We start from the raw sequence: 16,226 nt of genomic DNA on the forward strand, positions 1-16,226 counted from the left end.
TCGTCAGTCCGCACTCGCCTCAAACCCGCCCGCCTTTACAAGCTCGGTAAACAGCCCGCCCTTTTTGACGAGCTCGTCGAACCCGCCCTGCTCGGCGACGCGGCCGTTCTGCAAAACAAGAATCCGGTCGGCAGCGCGAACGGTGGAGAGCCTATGCGCGATGACGAAAGTGGTGCGCCCGGCGCGCAGATTTTCGAGCGCCGCCTGAACGCGCGCTTCCGTCGTGACATCGAGCGCCGAGGTCGCTTCATCGAGAATGAGGATCGGCGCGTTCTTCAACAGTGCGCGGGCAATCGCCACGCGCTGGCGCTCGCCACCGGAAAGGCCCTGCCCGCGCTCGCCGACAAGCGTTGCATAGCCTTCTGGCTTTGCCGCGATGAACTCATGCGCTTCGGCCATCTTGGCCGCGGATTCGATCTCGGCCTGCGTTGCGCCGGGGCGGCCCATGCGGATGTTCTCGGTGATCGAGCGGTTGAAGAGGCCAGCATCCTGAAAGACGACGGAGATGGCATCGCGCAGGGAGGCGAGCGTGACCTCTTTAATGTCCTGCCCGTCGATGAGAATGCGGCCCGCTTGCGGGTCCCAGGCGCGCTGCAACAGCGCGAGCGTCGTCGATTTACCGGAACCCGTGGGACCGACCAGCGCCACCGTCTCGCCGGGCTTTGCCTCAAACGAGAGATCGGCAAGACCGCCTTCGCCGTTCGGATAGCGGAAAGCGACATGTTCGAATGCGACATGACCGCCCGTCAGAGAAAGCGGCAGAGCATCCGGTTTTTCCGGCGGGCCTTTCTCTTCGTCCATCACTTCGAAAAACTGGATGAGCTGCGGCCCGCGATAGAACAGGCTCATTGCGAAATTGGTGATCTGGTCGAGACGTCCGATCAGCATATTGGCGAAGCCGACAAAGGAGACGATCTCGCCGACACTGGTGCCGTCCGTCTGGCGCAGATAGGCGCCGAACGCAAAGATCGCGACGATGGACAGCGAGGATGCGGCGCGCGTCAATACGGACAGGATCGCCCACCAGTTGAGAACCGGGTATTGCGTTTCGAGTAGAAGGCTCAAAGAGCGCCGGATATCGGCAAGCTCGTTCGGCACGGCCAGGAAACTCTGCAGGACCGAAATATTGCCGAAGAGATCGCCGACGCGGCCGGAGATATCGGAGAAATATTGCTCGACGCGCGCCTGCCCGCCCGAGGTGCGGCGGATGACAAGTGCGTTCACCGCAACATAAACAACCATCAGCGCGATCAGTAGCAGTGCGAGCTTCCAGTTGAGCCAGAGCGCAATCGGAATGATGACGAGCAGCGCAACCGCGCTGGTGAAATGCTCGCGCAGGATCGACAGCCAGGTCAGGAACATGGAATCGCAGCCGACCGTCATGATCCGCATCAGGACGCCCGAGCGCGCTTCGGAATGAAAAGACAGCGGCAGAAGAAGAACATGTTCGAGATAGGCGGCCATGGCGGCAAGGCGGCGGCGATGGGCCAGCCTGTCGGCCTGCAGCGACACGCCGAGGCCGAAGAGGAATGCGCCGAAGCCCGCCGCCGCCCACATCAGGATCAGCGGAAAGCTCGACTCGTTCTTGGTCATCGCATCGATGGCCCAGCCGAACAGGACCGGCTCCATGACCTGCAGCGCCGCGATGACAAGCCCGAAGGAGATGAGCGTGACCGCAAGCCCGCGCTCGGCGAACAGCCAGGCAAACGCCTTGCGATAGGCCTGGAGCACCGTCACCGCTTCAGACCGGCAAGAAAGTCCGCAAGATCGTCGGTGACGTGATCGACGTAAGGACCTTTTTCGGAATCCTCGGCATGCATGGCCCGCTCATCGACATCGCCGTCTTTCGGCAGAACGAGGACAGTCGTCATGCCGAGCGCGTGCGGCACTTCGAGATTGCGCGCGAGATCCTCGAACATCGCCGAACCTTCCGGCTTTACGCCGAGATGACTGATGAAGCTGTCATAGGCTTCGCGCTTCGGTTTCGGGATAAAGTTCGCCTGCGCGACGTCGAAAATATCGTGAAAGAGATCGCCGAGCCCGAGCGAGACGGCGCAGCGCTCCGCATGGGCGCGCGAGCCGTTGGTCAGGACGTAACGCTTGCCCGGCAGAGCGGCGATTGCGGTTTTCAGCGCCGGGTTCGGCACGAGCGCATCGTGCGAAATGTCATGCACAAAATCCATGAATTCGTGCGGGTCGATGCCGCGCGTTTCCATGAGGCCGCGCAGGCTCGTGCCGTATTGACGATAATAATCCTTCTGAAGCTTTCGCGCTTCGACCGGATCGACGCTCAGAAGGTTTGAGATATAGAGCGTCATCCGCTGATCGATGAGATCGAACAGCCGGCAGGACGGTGGATAGAGCGTGTTGTCGAGATCGAAAATCCAGGTCTCGACGTGATCGAAGCCGCGGGGGTTCTGCATGGGCGGAGAGATAAGGGGTTTTCGCAGCGGATGCGACCCCCTCTCGCCGCCTGCAGGGTGAGGGCCGGGGTGAAGGGGGAAGCCCTAGATGAGCCCCCTCACCCGGCACTGCGTGCCGACCTCTCCCCGTAAACGGGGAGAGGTAAAATCAGCGCGTAATCAGCGAACCGGCGCCGTGATCGGTCAGAAGTTCGAGCAGGACCGCGTGCGGAACCTTGCCGTCGAGAATGACGACGCCTTCGACACCGCGCTCGAGCGCCTCGATGCAGGTCTGCACTTTCGGAATCATGCCGCCCGAGACCGTGCCGTCGGCGATGCGCTTGCGCGAGTCATCTATGGTCATCTGCTTGATGAGGTTCTTGTCTTTGTCCAGGACGCCCGGAACATCGGTAAGCAGAAGAAGACGCCGCGCGCGCATGGCGCCGGCAATGGCGCCCGCAAACGTGTCGGCATTGATGTTGTACGTCTCGCCCCAGCGCGAGGCTGCAATCGGCGCGATAACGGGAATGAGATCGGAATTCGAGACGATGTCGAGCACGCGGCGGTCGACCGATTCCGGTTCGCCGACAAAGCCGAGATCGATGACGTCTTCTTCGCCGGTCTGGCCGTTGATCAAAGTCGTGACCTTGCGCGCCTGCACCATGCCGCCGTCTTTACCCGAAAGGCCGACCGCGCGGCCGCCTTCGGCGTTGATCGCCGCGACGATGCCTTTGTTGATCGAACCGGCCAGCACCATTTCGACGACGTCCATGGTCGGCCGGTCGGTGACGCGCAGGCCCTGCTGGAACTCGCTCTTGATGTTCAGCCGCTCAAGCATCGAGCCGATCTGCGGGCCGCCGCCATGCACGACGATCGGATGCAGGCCGGAAATCTTGAGCATAACGATGTCGCGCGCGAACTGGCGGAGCAGATGCTCATCGCCCATGGCGTGGCCGCCATATTTCACGACGATGGTCGCGTCGTCATAACGCTGCAGCTGGGGCAGCGCTTCGGCAAGAACGCGGGCGCGGTCGTGCGCCGAGATTTCCTTGTCAGCCATAGCGAGATATCCGCATGTAAAAGACGGAAGGGAAAAAGGTGTGGGGGTTCTAGCGGTTTACGGGGCCCTGCTCAATCAGCCCGGACGAGAAGCACACCGGCGATCAGGATGAGCGCCCAGCCGAGGATCATGATCGTGCCGCCGGAGGGGGCCGCCATGAGGAACAGGCTCTGCCCGTCCCGGTAATGGCGGCTGACGAGATCGCCCGCAAAAAGGGCAACGCCCAGAAGGATGGCGCCGCCGCCGGCCTGGAGAACAAGGCCGGGATTCGAGGCCCGCCCGTAAAGACCGAGGGCCAGCAGCGCCGGGGCGTGGAAGAGCAGCATCTGCGAGGCCGGACCCAAAGTGGCCCCACCGCCGCCATGCGCGGCCGCCGCGGCAAAACCGACCCCGAGCGCGCCGAACAGGCCGGCAAAAATTATGAATAGCTGGCTCATCGCAAACTCCGTTTGTGAGACCGAACCTTGGTCAGCCTCATGGTGAGGAGCGGCGAAGCCGCGTCTCGAACCATGGGCGCCAGACGCGACATATATGGCCCATCCTTCGAGACGGGCACTGCGTGCCCTCCTCAGGATGAGGCTGAGTTCAGCTCCGCTCCGCAATCAGCCGCGCAATGGCCGCTTTCAGCTCCGGAAGGCCATCGCCCTTTTCCGACGAGGTAAAGATCACGTCGGGGAACGCAGCGGGGCGTTTCTTGATGGCATCCTGCACACCGGCAAGGCGCTCCTCGTGTTCGCCGGGTTTCAGTTTGTCGGCCTTTGTCAGGACGATCTGATAGGACACCGCAGCTTTATCCAGCATATCGAGCACCGGAAGATCGGTGGTCTTCAGCCCGTGCCGCCCGTCGATCAGCACATAGACGCGGGCGAGCGTCGGCCGTCCGCGCAGATATTCGAAAACGAGCTTCGTCCAGGCACGGACCTTTGCCTCGGGCGCCGAGGCGAAGCCGTAGCCCGGCATGTCGACGAGCGTCAGCTTTGAGCCGATGCGGAAGAAATTGAGTTCCTGGGTGCGGCCCGGCGTGTTCGAAACCTTGGCCAGGGTTTTGCGGCCGGTCAGGCCGTTAACGAGCGAGGACTTGCCGACATTGGAGCGCCCGGCAAAAGCGATCTCGACGCCCGCCATATCCGGCAACTGGTCGAGCTTCACCGCGCCCTTGATAAAAGAGCAGTCGCCGGCAAACAGAAGGCGCCCCTCTTCGAGGAAGGGGTCCGGCTTCTTGCTGTCCTGAAAATCGGTCATGCAGGGGTGTGCACGCCTCCTGGCGCTGCCGTCAACCGCGGCAACCCCGGCATCAATCGAACAGGGCGTCGATGTCGTCCTGCGAGGCGCGGCCGACATCGGTGTCGAGCGCCGGGCCGTTGAGCAGCGCCTTGTCGCCGGTCGGCGCAGGCGGGCCATCCGGCTGGATGCCGCTGAACTGCTCGATACCGCCCCAAATCTCGATCATGCGGTCGATGCGATTTTCAACGAAATTCAGCGTCGTCACGACCTTGGTGATGCGCTGGCCGGTGAGATCCTGGAAGTTACAGGCTTCGAAAATCGATACGACCTTTTCCTGAATTTCGGCGGCGAGCGTGCGGTCGCGCTCCGTCTTCACATGAGCGGCAAGCTGCATCGCATGGTCGTCGATGAATTCGGCGGCCGAAAGAATGGATTCGGTGGCCTTCTCGGTCCCGGCGACGACGGCGTCGAGTTCGCCGGAGACGCGCGCCATCTGGGCGGTCTCGAAGCTGGTGCCGTGCAGCGTGGCGATTTCCTGCTTGGTCCTCTGGATGGCTTCGCGGATCGAATCCATTTCGGACTTCAGTTTCGACGCCTCGTGGACTTCGCGGCGGAAGGTCTCGATGGCCTCGGAGGAGATTTCGGCGGCGGGCTTGATCAGCGCCTTGAGCTTGGCGAACTCGGCCATGAGTTCGGCATGGCGCGTGCCCGTGTCATCGACCGCTCTCAGGACCGGCGCCGGCCGGTCTCCCTGAATGAGGGTTTCGATACGGAACGGTTTGTGAGCGCGCTTCATGTTGAGACTGACCCCTACCTGCTCCCTTTTTATGGCTTGTGATCGTTTAAGAACGGTCACCGGATCGTGAGGATCGCCTTAAAGATTACATAAACCACGTTGAGATTTTGGGATGCTTTCTGCGTTCTGGAACCGGAAGGGCTCAGGGCCGTTCACGAACGGTTGGCGCGGCAGGAGTTAGAATCCTTGCCTGCCAGTGAGTTCCAACCGGTGAGTTCAGGCGTTACCGCAGGGTCCCGTTACATGCATATCTTCCGTCTCTTTCTCCTTGCCGTCCTCGTCCTCAGCCTTCCCGCCCTGGCCGAGGCGCGCGAATACCGCGTTCAGCCCTATGGATATGGATATCCGGGCAATGGCGGCTATGCCGAAGACATCCTGATCGATGAGCGCCACCGCGAGCCGGTCTACGAACTGCGCTCCGATCCGCGCTATTACGCCCCCCGCCCGGTCGTCCGGGCCCCGGGCACCTACACCACGGCCTATGCACCGCGCGGCGGCCGCATGTACCAGGACCCCTACAACCGCGAAGCAATCGAGCCGCGCAGCGGCCGGGTGCAGACGCCGGGCGTCTCGGGCCAGCGCCGCGCCATCCCCGCCGCCTATAAGCGCCAAGTCGTCGAATATAATGGCGGCGAAGCGCCGGGCTCGATCATCATCGATACGCGCACGCGTTTCCTCTATCTCGTGCAGGCCGACGGTACCGCGCTGCGCTACGGCGTCGGCGTCGGCCGCGACGGTTTCCAGTGGACCGGTACGCACAAGATTTCGAACAAGCAGGAATGGCCGAAGTGGTTCCCGCCGGCGGAAATGCGCCAGCGCCGTCCCGACCTGCCTGAAATGATGGAAGGCGGACCGGAAAATCCGCTCGGCGCACGCGCCCTTTATCTCGGCTCGACGCTCTACCGCATTCACGGCTCCAACGAACCGTGGACGATCGGTCAGGCCGTCTCGTCCGGCTGCTTCCGCATGACCAATGACGATGTCGAGGATCTTTACGAGCGCGTCCCGGTCGGCACGACCGTCAAAGTGCTCTGAGGTTTTCGCACTTCAAATGAGAAACGGCGCGCCCAAGGCGCGCCGTTTTTGTTTGAGCTACTCGCCGCCGCTGTCGCCGCCGCCATCGTCCCAGCCGCCATCGGCGGTTTCATAGCCGTTATCGTTCTCGCCGCCGCCGAACAGCCAGCCGAAGAGGCCGCCGCCTTCGCCGCCGGACTGTTCGCTGCCGCCGATATCATTGGCGCCGGCATCCTCCGCGAGCTGCCCGCCTCCGGCCGATGCTGTATCGGATATTGCGGCCTGCGCTTCGGAGCCTGAGCCGAGCAAAGATTTCGCGGCTTCGCCGAGCAGCATGCCGCCGGCAACGCCAAGCGCCACCTGACCGGCATTGGCGAGAAAACCTCCACCGCCAAGGGCGCCCTGCTGCGGCGCACCGCGGCCGAAACTCGGCACGCTGCCGCGGCGCCCAACATCCGGCGCACCCATCGCGCCGGGGGAGCGGCCACGGAACGGCGTCGCATCGTCCTCGTCTTCATCCTCGCCATAACCCTGGCCGCTCTCGAGTTCCTCGACACGGCGTCCGGCAGCTTCGAGAGCCGCATTCTGGGCGATGATGGTCTGGGCCATCGCATAGACGGCGTGCGGGGCACGGCGAAGTTCGTCGGCGATCAGGCGCTCGACCTCCGGATCGCGGCGCTGGCCTTCAGCGCTGCGCAGGCGGTCGAACAGGTCCTGAATAGACTGGCGCTCCCTCGTCTGCATCGGGCGTCTCTCCTTTTTGACACTATGGAATTTGGGGTGTCCGCGGGCGCATAAAAGACCTCTCTGAAAAAAGAGATGGGCAACGGAATTCGTCGCCGCGAGTTACCTGTCCGGTTCACGAGAAGGACGAAAGTATGAGCCACACCCATCGTTTCGAGCATGCGGCAAACAAGGTCGCCCATCTTGCCGGACGGCCGATGACCTTCATCCTCTGTTGCGCCGTGGTGCTCGGCTGGGCCGTCAGCGGACCGATCTTCGGCTTTTCGGATACGTGGCAGCTGATCATCAACACAGGAACGACGATCGTCACCTTCCTGATGGTGTTCCTCATCCAGAACACGCAGAACCGCGACGGCGTTGCCATCCAGACCAAGCTCGACGAATTGATCCGCGCCGGTCAGGGACGCAACCGCTTCGTCGGAATCGAGAGACTGACGGAAGACGAGCTCGAAGAGCTGCGCGACAAATGCGAAAAGCGCGCGCTGGCGGAATTGAAAAGATCGGAGAAGCGCGTTCGCGATAAAAACAAGAAAACGGCACGAACGACCGCCCGCGCAATCACCGCGCGGAGTTGATCTCTTTCAGAAGTCCATACGCGGCGGCTTTGGGGTCTGCGGCGCCGCAAATTGCCGACACGACCGCAAGGCCCTGCGCGCCGGCGCGGACGAGCGGCGCGGCATCGCCCGATGAAAGGCCGCCGATAGCGACGATCGGCAGCGCGGTCAGAGCGCGCACTTTCGCAAAGCCCTCAACGCCGATGGCAGCACCGGCATCGGATTTTGTGCCCGTCGCCTTGATCGGCCCGACACCGAGATAATCGACGAAAGCGAGATCCTCGCGCGAATGCGCAAACTCTTCGGGATTGCCGACCGAAAGCCCGATCAGAAAATCATCGCCGAGTTCGCGGCGTGCCTCGATTGCCCGCGCATCGTCCTGTCCGAGATGCACCCCGTCGGCACCCGCTGCGATGGCAACATCGATCCGGTCGTTGACGATCAAAGGCACGCGATAGGGTTTCAGCATCCCCTTCAGCGCGCGCGTATCCTCGATGAGCTGTTGCGTTTCGGCTTTCGGATCGCGGATCTGAACGAGCGTTACCCCACCCTCAACAGCGGCGCGGACGCTGGCGACGAGATCCTTGCCCGGAAGGGCGGGACGGCCGGCAACGAGATAGAGCGAAAGATCGAAATCTGGGCGCATGGCCGCGGACCATAAGAGAGCCCGCCTCGTCCCTGCAACCTCGGTCTCCCGCCCGGGCCTGAACTTAACCCGTGCCCGAACGTTTAAGTCTCGAGAAAAAGGCAGCCTCTGAGGAGCCCATCATGTCGACCCGAACGACGGAAAAGCCCGGCGCGCAGCAGCGCAGCGACGAGAAGAAGAAGGAAGAAAAGCATCACGAGAAGGCCGTGGAAGACACCTTCCCCGCCAGCGACCCGCCGTCGACGACCCAGCCCGGAGGCGGCATCACCGGGGCGGAAGTGATCCAGAAGAAAAAACCGCTCAAGTGAAAACTGGGCAAGTGATGCTAAAACGGCCTCATGTTCGAGGCCGCGCCCCATCCTGACTCTTTGAAACTTGCGATTGCCGGCCTCGCTATTGTGGCGGGGCTCGCTTTCATCGCGGTCAATTTCAGGCGGCGCAGCCTTGCCCGTAGAGCCGCGTCCTGGCCGGCCGTTGCGGGCACAATTACTCAATCGCGGACCGCCCGCCGCTGGGGCCTCGGCAACGGCATCTGGATCGCCGGGCTCTGGTATGTCCCGGATATCGTCTACCGCTATGAAGTGGATGGCCGGACCTATACGGGGCGGAAGATCACCCTGGCCGATACCGGCTATCCGAAATTGCGCGCGGCGCGCGAGATCATCGACCGCTATCCGGAGGGCACCGCTGTTTCCGTGTTCTACGATCCGGCAAAACCAAAGCGCGCCTTTCTCGAACCGCAAAGAGAGGAGCGCCGCACGCTCGGCATCGCTGTGCTGCTCCTTGCCATTGCCGGGGCAGCCCTGCTTGCCGGATGAGTGGCGGTGGCGGTTTGCGGTGCTAAGCTCCCTCCTCACGATTCGCTGTTCCATGCATCGCATCCTCATCCCTCTCGCCGCATTTGTTCTCGCATCGCCCGCGCTCGCGCTCGCGCAGGACAAGCCGACGGCTGAAAACATCATGGCGATCCAGGATGCGCTGGTGTGGACCGGCGATTATCAGGGCCCGCTCGACGGCGGCCTTGGCGCATCGACGCTCACCGCCCTGAAGGCATTCCAGGCGCGCGAAAATTCTCCCGGCAAGGGACGCATTCTGTCCGCCGATGTGAAGAAGCTTGCCGAACTTTCCGGCGCCGCCAAAAAGGAGGCCGGCTGGAGCCTGGCCATCGACGGCAAAAACAATGTGGTTCTTTGGCTGCCGCGTGCGCTGCTGACGGCGGAAAGCGATGCCTCGGGCGGGCGCGGCTTTGCGAGCGGTGACGGAAAGATCGCGCTGTCCGTCTTTACATCGCCCGACGCGCTCAATGCACTTCACGCCAAGGCCAAGACCGGCGAGCGCATTGTCGATGAAGCGCTCGACAAGCAGCGCTCCATCGTTATCGGCGCCGAGCGCGACAAGGAATTTTTCGGGTTCGCGACGCTTGCGAAATCCGGCACCAAAGGTTTCCGGCTCGCTTATCCCGCATCCGAGGCGCCGCGGCTGCGGCCGATGGCCTATGCGATCGCCAACGGCTTTGTCGCCGATCCCGGCGCGCCGATCGCCAAGAAGACGGTGCGGAATGTGCCGAGTTTCATCGGCGCCTTCCGCTTCGACGCGACGGAACGGCCTTATGCGTATGGGTCGATCGATGTCGAAGAACGCACGGTGACGATTGCCGGGCCCGATTTCGTCGCAAACCTCACAGCCGGCGATCCGCCGCCGCCGCCCGACGCCAAACCGCAAAAGAGAAAGCGGCGGCCGGAGCGCGACGAGCCTTTCGTGCCGCAGCTGACGATCTATTCCGAAGGCAAGCATCTGTTCGAGGTGTCCGATCCCGCCTGGCTGACGCATTTCTCCGACATCCGCATTGTCGAACTCGACAAGGGCAATGCATCGCCGGAAGTCATGCTGACCTCGTTTACCGACGGCGCGCATTGCTGCACGCTTCTGACGATCTTCAGCGCACAGAGCGACGGTTCGTGGACGCGGATCGACGGCGGCTCGTTCGACGGCTCACCGGATTTCCCGCAGGATCTGAACGGCGACGGCGTTTTCGAACTCGTCAATACGGACAACGCGTTTCTCACCGCCTTCGGCTGCTACGAATGCTCCTATGCGCCCGATGAAATCCGCCGCCTCGACGGCAACAGGCTTGTCGATGTTTCGGCCGATGCGGCATTCCAGAACCGCCATCGCGCAAAGCTCGGCGAGATGTGGAACCGCGGCTGGGAAGACGGCGCGATCGGCAGCGAAGGCTTCCTTGCCGGTTTTGTCGCGACCGCGCAGCGGACGGGGGACGGCGATGCGGCCTGGGCGTTTGTCGACGCCAATCATGTGCCGCCGAAAAAAGCGACGGAGGCTCCGTTCGCCGAGCGCCTCAAAGTGTTTCTGAGCGGCCGCAATTATTGAACCGCGGCAGCGAAGTTCAACACCAACAGAAACAGTTATGCGCGGCGCACAAACGATTGAGCCCCGCGAAGCGGGGCTCAAAAGACGAAAATCGTGAAACTTATTTCGCGGGCGCGGGCGGAACGGTCGTTGTCTGATCCGCCTTCTCGATGACGGTGTCGCTCTCATTGGCGGTGCCGTCATAGAACATGAAGCCGGCAATGCCGACGATCACGGCGAGCACGATTACAGCCAGAATGGTCCGGTTCATGCGTTTCCCCTTTGTAGAACCTGCACGGGAAAAATGCAGCCGGGTGGTGAAAGGTTCCCGGGACGTCCCACGGATGACGGGCGGCAATGAAGCGAAGCGGTTCCTTGGTTAGCACCGCTAATCCGGTTGTGCTTGAGGCATTCTCAGCCGGTGTTTACGGTGCGTACGGGGGGGACGGATGGACCAGCTGCACCAAGAGCCGGAGACGAGCGAAGCTCTGGCCGATGAAGTCCGGAACTATTGGAACCATCGGAAAAACTTTCGCTATCTCCACTATGTCGTCGGGCTGGTCAGAGCGCTTGAGCCGGCAGCGACCAGCGCAATCGATGTCGGGGCACGCGGCACGCCGATCATCGAGGCTTTCCCGTGGATGGCGAAGCGCCTGACACTCGATATTCAGGCACCCTACTCCTCCCCGAACGTCGAGGGGATCAAGGCAGATTTTTTCGACTACCGGACGCGGGAAAAATTCGATCTTGCGCTGTGTTTGCAGGTGCTTGAGCACATTCCCGACGCCGAACGCTTCGCGCAGAAGCTATTTTCGATCGCTGACCGGGTTGTGATCTCGGTGCCTTACAAATGGAGCCCCACCGCCTGCAAACATCACGTCCACGATCCCGTCGATTTTGACAAACTCCGTCTATGGACCAGGCGTCAGCCGCTTGCGGCTGTCGTGATCGGGGAGCGAGACGGCGCGAAAAGAGCCGTGGCTTATTACCGGGCATCGCCTCTCAGTCCGCCCGAGCGCGGACGACTGGAAGCTCTCACAGCGCGGATAGGCAAAATCTAGCCCCTGCCGCGAAGAGCAGCGAGGTCCGCAAACCGGTTCCTCGCAGAGATCCGAAACGGAGAAAGAATGGTACAGCCACCCCGGCTCGAACGGGGGACCCCCAGATCCACAATCTTGGTAGTCCGAAGCAGCGCAAGAAGCCAACCCCTTGAAATATCTACAACTTCCTCAGCGTGCGTCCTCGACTTGAGATGCAGCAAGTGCAGTTGAGTGTGCTTAACGCGAGCACACTCGGGGGCACACAACGGGCTGAGAGAGAAGCATGAGTAGCTGGCACGACGAAGCGAAGGCGATGTTCATCAAAAACGCCTCATACGAGGAAATTGGCAGCAAGTTCGGTCGTCATTCGTCGACGATCTACAAGCTCTCGAAAGAGCAGAATTGGGTCAGGCCGACGAAGGCCCGAACCGGAGGCCGGAAGTCTTTCGCGGACTCCGAAGTCCTCTCTACCGTCCACCGCTCGGTCGGCATCCGTCTCGGAATGCATCGAGTGATGGAACAGGAAAACTTCTCGCAGATGGGCGATCGGCTGGGCTGCAGCCGGCTTGCCGCGAGCAATATGGAAAAGGGGTTCTACGACTTTTCCCTCACCGAGCTGAACAAGATCGCCGACCTTCTCGGCACCGACCTCATCGAGCTGCTTACTCCGCTCCATAGCGGCGGTGTCAGCTCACCTCCGCGAGCAGCCCGCCCCTCCGTCTGAAGGAGCACCTCGCCCCGTGATTGACAGAACTCTCCTCCCCTTCTGGGAGGCGACGAGTTTCTACCGAAGGGCAGCGCCTGAGAAAAAAGCTCAGGCGCTGCACGGGTACGTGATGCTGAAAGCGAAGAGTATTTCCGAGGCCAAAACAAAGGCCAAGCTCGACAACTTCATCGTCCAAGAACAACGAAAACTGAAAAAGGTCTCATGATCGTCTCTCACTACGGGCTCCACTGGGGCTCTGGTGACATCGCTTTCCTGCTTCAGCAGGACAAAGCCCAGACAATCCTTCCGGTCGAAGTCGACTGCCCCTTTAGGGTCGTGCCCGCCAAGCGGTTTATCCGGTGCAACCATCGCATCGATCTAAGTACCCCCGACCCCGATCCCTTCCACCTCCAAACCTTCGACCGCATACGAACCGACCCGTTGGTCCAGGCCATGCTGCCGACGCCGAACCCCGGCTCGGCAGTCTTGGTCCATGAAAACCAGAAACGGGCGCTGGTGGCGCTGTCCCGGCTTTCGAGCCCTATCCACCCGATCGTCCAACCCTTCTGGACGACGGACCCCAACCGCATCGCTGACGAACTTCTGATCACGAACGTCCAGCCTTTGGTGCTGACGGACGCAAAGACGTCAGACCAAACGGCTCTGAACCGTATCGCCCAACTCGTGCCGACCGCCCAGCGGCGGCTCGTGATTTCCTCGGGCGACTTCCTAATCGGCCGGCCGGAAATACCGACGGTCCAATCCTCCATCCAGCTTGACGACCTGCTCGCCCTTCCATTGGAGGCGATCGGCGCCTGGGTGCTTCGCCAACACATGAGGCATCGATGAGTGAAACACAGAAACTCTGGGCCAACGCTCAGATTGTTGACGGCTCCAGCATCGTCGGCAGCGGTATTTCGCTGCTGAACGAAGCTGGTGCCTGCGTCGGGATCGTCGTCGTTCTCAACGCCGAAGATCGTGAGGCGATGCTCGCCGAAGTTCACCGCGCGCTAACTGGCACGCGGATCGTCGTCGACATTGGGGAGGCGATCCAAGCTCTACGCGCCAGCCCCGAGCTGGGCGAGATGATGCACGAGTTAATCGGCGTTCCCCAACTGACCGAAGCTCACGAACAGATCGAAGATCTGCAGGCCGAATTGTCGGCAATTTCCGCAGCGATCCCGATGCGTTTCATGGACCCGCCTGACGGTGGGGACGTGCCTCTCGCTGAACAAGTTCGGCGGATGTCCAACGAGCTGACCTCTGTCGGCGGTACCCTTAACTACTGAAAGGACGCTGATGTTGACTTACCCAAACCCCGAACCGCAGGCGCCGCTTGGTCTTTACATCATTGGTATGTTGCTGATCGTCGTCATCGGCGTGAAGTTGGTGACCTCATGAGCTGGACGCAGTTGTTGCTGCTTCTCGGCCTCACCTCCGTCGGCGCACTTCAGCGTTTCGCTGTTTCATACGGCTACCAAGGGAAATCTTGGAGGACCGCGATAGAGGACGCTCGTTATGCCGCCATCGGCCTTTTGGTCGTTGTCGGTGCTCTCATCCTAGTGAGTAACGCATGACTGATCTTGACCACATTGAGGCTCTCGTCCTCGAGCGCGTGAAGTCCGCTCAACGTCAGAATGAACGTGGCTCCGACCGGGCGCGGATGAAACAGCGCGTCCGGGAGAATGAAGCATCCGAGATCCTTGGCCTGATCCGTAAACTAAAGAAGGAGATTGCGGCCGATGCAGGTGCTGATCAAGTTCACACCGGATGACGCAGAAGCTCTCCGGCATTGTTCAGAGAGCATCACCCTAAAATCCCAACACCGAGCCCTTCTCGCACGCCTAGCCGGCGCTTTCGAGGACCGGATGATGGACTCTCGGCCGGAATGCGACCGCACCGGCTGTCCCCACAAAAATGACTGTGGTGCCGCTAGTCGGTGCCTACTGCGATCAAGGGCAGACCAATGAAGCTGTATGAGATCGAATATCAATGCACCAACTATGTGCGTGTCGAGTCTGGTTTCATGGATTCGGAGTTCTCTCACACTGAAGTCGTGACTCGAACCATGACGATAGCAGTTGGGGATTTCGCCGCCGACCCCGTTCCTATGCTCTCGGGTTACATCTCCACCTACGGCGGCAATAAAAGTGACAAGGACTTCAAACTAATCTCGATCACAGAAAAAGGCACACTCGCCGCAATTCTGGATGTCCGCACGCGGTGACCGAAAAGCCGACGCTGCGATTAGATCAGGTCGCAGACCTTTCGTTCTATATCAGGACCCCGAAGTGTCTGAACCTATCTGACCCCGGCACGGGGAAGACGCCACCTACCTGCGTCGGAATCTGGTGGAAGTGGCAAGACCTCAAAATGAAGACGGCTTGGGTCATGCCCAAGTCTCTGTTTCGGAAAAACTTCGACGAACTTCTCCGATTCACCAACTTCACTCCCGATCAAATCTGCATTCTCGACGGCACCCCCGCGCAGATCGCGAAGAAGCTCAAGAGCGGGGCAATTGTCTTCATTATGGGCTTTACGCGCTTCGGCCTCGAAGCTCGGGAACTTTGGGCCGCAGGCGTTCGGTCGGTTGACGTCGATGAAATCCACATGGGTTTCGGCGGCGCGACTTCTCAACGGACCCAAAAGTTCATGGCGTCTGCCGGCAATGAGATGGATCGCTTCATCGCGATGACCGGCACGCTCATTGATGGTCGGTTGGATACGGCCTACCCATCGATCAAGGTCATCAATCCACGCTTCTACCCGAGTCATCACGCCTTCATGGCGTACCACTCTTTGCAAGATGAAAACGGGAAACCGCTTGTCTGGCGGAACCACGAGAAACTTTCGAAGATTTTCGGCACGTATGGCATCCGTCACACGTTCGAAGAAATCCACGGCCCCGAGGCAAAAGTCATCGAGGTCGAACCGATAGAGATGCATCCCCGCCAGCGGGAAATGTACGACAAGTTTCACGATGATGCTCTGCTCGAACTCGACCGGTTCTTCGTCGATGGTTCAGAGCCTGGAGTCGCCACGATCCGCGCCCGGCAGATTATGGAACATCCAAACTTCTTCCCGGACCTCACCAATCCGGGGGCGTTTACCGACATCTTGAAGGGCGAGCTTCCCGGTAAGCTTGATCGGCTGGATGTTCATCTTGCCGACCATGAGCGGTCGGGTAAACCGCTGATCATCTTCTCGGCCCTGCAGCCTCAACAGCGGCAGATCGTGGAGATGGTGAAGGCCCGCGGAATGTCGGTCGCCCTCATAAATGGCGACGTTCCGGAAAAGCGCCGGGCTGAGATCGACCGTGATTTCCAAGCGGGCAAGATCCAGGTGGTCGTCGGCTCGCCGGCCACCGCCGCTGTCGGCTTCAACTGGCAGTTCTGGGGCTCACAGGAAGTCGAGCATATGATCTTCGTGTCGATGGACTACAAAGACACGAACTTCATCCAAGCGTACCGACGGGCAATTCGCGGCAAGAGAAAGACGTTCCTGCGAATTACGATCTTCGAATATGAGCACAGTCTCGATCAGCGGATATTCTCGATCCATCGCGAAAAATCCGAGATGGCGAAGCTGGTCGACCCTACCCGAGAGCGTCTGACGTTCTCCAGATACCGAGTAGCGGCGGCATAAACGTCATTACTCTTTAGGAAGTACAACA

Annotated in this window: 22 protein-coding genes; 13 read left to right on the top strand and 9 right to left on the bottom strand. The window is 60.9% G+C overall.

Annotated features, from left to right (window positions below; genetic code table 11):
• Window positions 1-3: 3 nt before the first annotated feature.
• The 6 genes from IZ6_RS12245 to IZ6_RS12270 form a co-directional block, all read right to left on the bottom strand.
• Window positions 4-1,737, bottom strand: a complete 1,734-nt coding sequence (locus IZ6_RS12245) for a glucan ABC transporter ATP-binding protein/ permease (protein WP_222875328.1) — start codon at window positions 1,735-1,737, stop codon at window positions 4-6.
• The gene (locus IZ6_RS12250; protein WP_222875329.1) at window positions 1,734-2,423 is read right to left on the bottom strand and encodes a pyrimidine 5'-nucleotidase; all 690 of its coding nucleotides are present in this window, start codon (window positions 2,421-2,423) and stop codon (window positions 1,734-1,736) included. Before IZ6_RS12250 ends, IZ6_RS12245 begins: the two co-directional genes overlap by 4 nt.
• A gap of 148 nt (window positions 2,424-2,571) precedes the next feature.
• Window positions 2,572-3,462 (bottom strand): acetylglutamate kinase, encoded by an 891-nt coding sequence (gene argB, locus IZ6_RS12255; RefSeq protein WP_222875330.1) that lies wholly within the window; start codon window positions 3,460-3,462, stop codon window positions 2,572-2,574.
• A 71-nt stretch (window positions 3,463-3,533) separates the two neighbouring features.
• Window positions 3,534-3,899 carry a DUF423 domain-containing protein gene (locus IZ6_RS12260; RefSeq protein ID WP_222875331.1) on the bottom strand — a complete coding sequence of 122 codons (366 nt, stop codon included), beginning with the start codon at window positions 3,897-3,899 and terminating at the stop codon, window positions 3,534-3,536.
• Between the two features lie 148 nt (window positions 3,900-4,047).
• The gene (gene yihA / locus IZ6_RS12265) at window positions 4,048-4,704 is read right to left on the bottom strand and encodes a ribosome biogenesis GTP-binding protein YihA/YsxC (protein WP_222875332.1); all 657 of its coding nucleotides are present in this window, start codon (window positions 4,702-4,704) and stop codon (window positions 4,048-4,050) included.
• A gap of 52 nt (window positions 4,705-4,756) precedes the next feature.
• On the bottom strand, window positions 4,757-5,482 hold the full coding sequence (locus IZ6_RS12270; RefSeq protein WP_222875333.1) for a protein phosphatase CheZ: 726 nt from the start codon (window positions 5,480-5,482) through the stop codon (window positions 4,757-4,759).
• A 243-nt stretch (window positions 5,483-5,725) separates the two neighbouring features.
• Here IZ6_RS12270 and IZ6_RS15965 point away from each other — a divergent pair, with 243 nt between their 5' ends.
• Window positions 5,726-6,517, top strand: a complete 792-nt coding sequence (locus tag IZ6_RS15965; protein WP_225873905.1) for a L,D-transpeptidase — start codon at window positions 5,726-5,728, stop codon at window positions 6,515-6,517.
• Window positions 6,518-6,574: 57 nt separating this feature from the next.
• Here IZ6_RS15965 and IZ6_RS16035 read toward each other — a convergent pair whose 3' ends face one another.
• Window positions 6,575-7,240 (bottom strand): DUF2076 domain-containing protein, encoded by a 666-nt coding sequence (locus IZ6_RS16035; protein ID WP_222875334.1) that lies wholly within the window; start codon window positions 7,238-7,240, stop codon window positions 6,575-6,577.
• Between the two features lie 134 nt (window positions 7,241-7,374).
• On the opposite strand from IZ6_RS16035, the gene IZ6_RS12285 reads away from it, so the two are divergent.
• Window positions 7,375-7,815 carry a low affinity iron permease family protein gene (locus tag IZ6_RS12285; RefSeq protein WP_222875335.1) on the top strand — a complete coding sequence of 147 codons (441 nt, stop codon included), beginning with the start codon at window positions 7,375-7,377 and terminating at the stop codon, window positions 7,813-7,815.
• On the opposite strand, the gene thiE is transcribed toward IZ6_RS12285, so the two are convergent.
• On the bottom strand, window positions 7,799-8,440 hold the full coding sequence (gene thiE, locus IZ6_RS12290) for a thiamine phosphate synthase (protein WP_222875336.1): 642 nt from the start codon (window positions 8,438-8,440) through the stop codon (window positions 7,799-7,801). The genes IZ6_RS12285 and thiE overlap by 17 nt on opposite strands.
• A gap of 122 nt (window positions 8,441-8,562) precedes the next feature.
• Between thiE and IZ6_RS12295 the strand changes: the two genes are divergently transcribed.
• From IZ6_RS12295 to IZ6_RS12305, 3 genes are read left to right on the top strand one after another with little or no spacing between them, the layout of a single operon-like run.
• Window positions 8,563-8,748, top strand: coding sequence for a hypothetical protein (locus tag IZ6_RS12295; RefSeq protein ID WP_222875337.1), 186 nt, complete (start codon window positions 8,563-8,565; stop codon window positions 8,746-8,748).
• A 30-nt stretch (window positions 8,749-8,778) separates the two neighbouring features.
• Entirely contained in the window at window positions 8,779-9,258 is a 480-nt protein-coding gene (locus IZ6_RS12300) for a DUF3592 domain-containing protein (RefSeq protein ID WP_222875338.1), read from the top strand.
• Window positions 9,259-9,310: 52 nt separating this feature from the next.
• Window positions 9,311-10,828, top strand: coding sequence for a hypothetical protein (locus tag IZ6_RS12305; RefSeq protein ID WP_222875339.1), 1,518 nt, complete (start codon window positions 9,311-9,313; stop codon window positions 10,826-10,828).
• A gap of 100 nt (window positions 10,829-10,928) precedes the next feature.
• Here IZ6_RS12305 and IZ6_RS12310 read toward each other — a convergent pair whose 3' ends face one another.
• Window positions 10,929-11,078 carry a hypothetical protein gene (locus tag IZ6_RS12310; protein WP_222875340.1) on the bottom strand — a complete coding sequence of 50 codons (150 nt, stop codon included), beginning with the start codon at window positions 11,076-11,078 and terminating at the stop codon, window positions 10,929-10,931.
• Between the two features lie 178 nt (window positions 11,079-11,256).
• Between IZ6_RS12310 and IZ6_RS12315 the strand changes: the two genes are divergently transcribed.
• The 8 genes from IZ6_RS12315 (at window position 11,257) to IZ6_RS12350 (ending at window position 16,198) form a co-directional block, all read left to right on the top strand.
• The gene (locus tag IZ6_RS12315) at window positions 11,257-11,868 is read left to right on the top strand and encodes a class I SAM-dependent methyltransferase (protein WP_222875341.1); all 612 of its coding nucleotides are present in this window, start codon (window positions 11,257-11,259) and stop codon (window positions 11,866-11,868) included.
• 262 nt (window positions 11,869-12,130) lie between these two features.
• On the top strand, window positions 12,131-12,571 hold the full coding sequence (locus IZ6_RS12320) for a helix-turn-helix transcriptional regulator (protein ID WP_222875342.1): 441 nt from the start codon (window positions 12,131-12,133) through the stop codon (window positions 12,569-12,571).
• A 16-nt stretch (window positions 12,572-12,587) separates the two neighbouring features.
• Entirely contained in the window at window positions 12,588-12,779 is a 192-nt protein-coding gene (locus IZ6_RS12325) for a hypothetical protein (protein WP_222875343.1), read from the top strand.
• Entirely contained in the window at window positions 12,776-13,402 is a 627-nt protein-coding gene (locus IZ6_RS12330) for a hypothetical protein (RefSeq protein WP_222875344.1), read from the top strand. Before IZ6_RS12325 ends, IZ6_RS12330 begins: the two co-directional genes overlap by 4 nt.
• Window positions 13,399-13,842 carry a hypothetical protein gene (locus tag IZ6_RS12335; RefSeq protein WP_222875345.1) on the top strand — a complete coding sequence of 148 codons (444 nt, stop codon included), beginning with the start codon at window positions 13,399-13,401 and terminating at the stop codon, window positions 13,840-13,842. The genes IZ6_RS12330 and IZ6_RS12335 overlap by 4 nt, the downstream gene beginning before the upstream one ends.
• 284 nt (window positions 13,843-14,126) lie before the next feature.
• Window positions 14,127-14,327: a hypothetical protein gene (locus IZ6_RS12340; RefSeq protein ID WP_222875346.1), complete on the top strand. Its 201-nt coding sequence runs from the start codon at window positions 14,127-14,129 to the stop codon at window positions 14,325-14,327.
• Window positions 14,328-14,519: 192 nt separating this feature from the next.
• Complete coding sequence (locus IZ6_RS12345) at window positions 14,520-14,780, top strand: hypothetical protein (protein WP_222875347.1); 261 nt, start codon at window positions 14,520-14,522, stop codon at window positions 14,778-14,780.
• 164 nt (window positions 14,781-14,944) lie between these two features.
• A complete protein-coding gene (locus IZ6_RS12350; protein WP_222875348.1) occupies window positions 14,945-16,198 on the top strand; it encodes a helicase-related protein in 1,254 nt (417 codons plus the stop codon).
• Window positions 16,199-16,226: the final 28 nt, after the last annotated feature.

The organism is Terrihabitans soli (assembly GCF_014191545.1).
GTDB classification, from domain to species: Bacteria; Pseudomonadota; Alphaproteobacteria; order Rhizobiales; family Methylopilaceae; genus Flaviflagellibacter; species Flaviflagellibacter soli.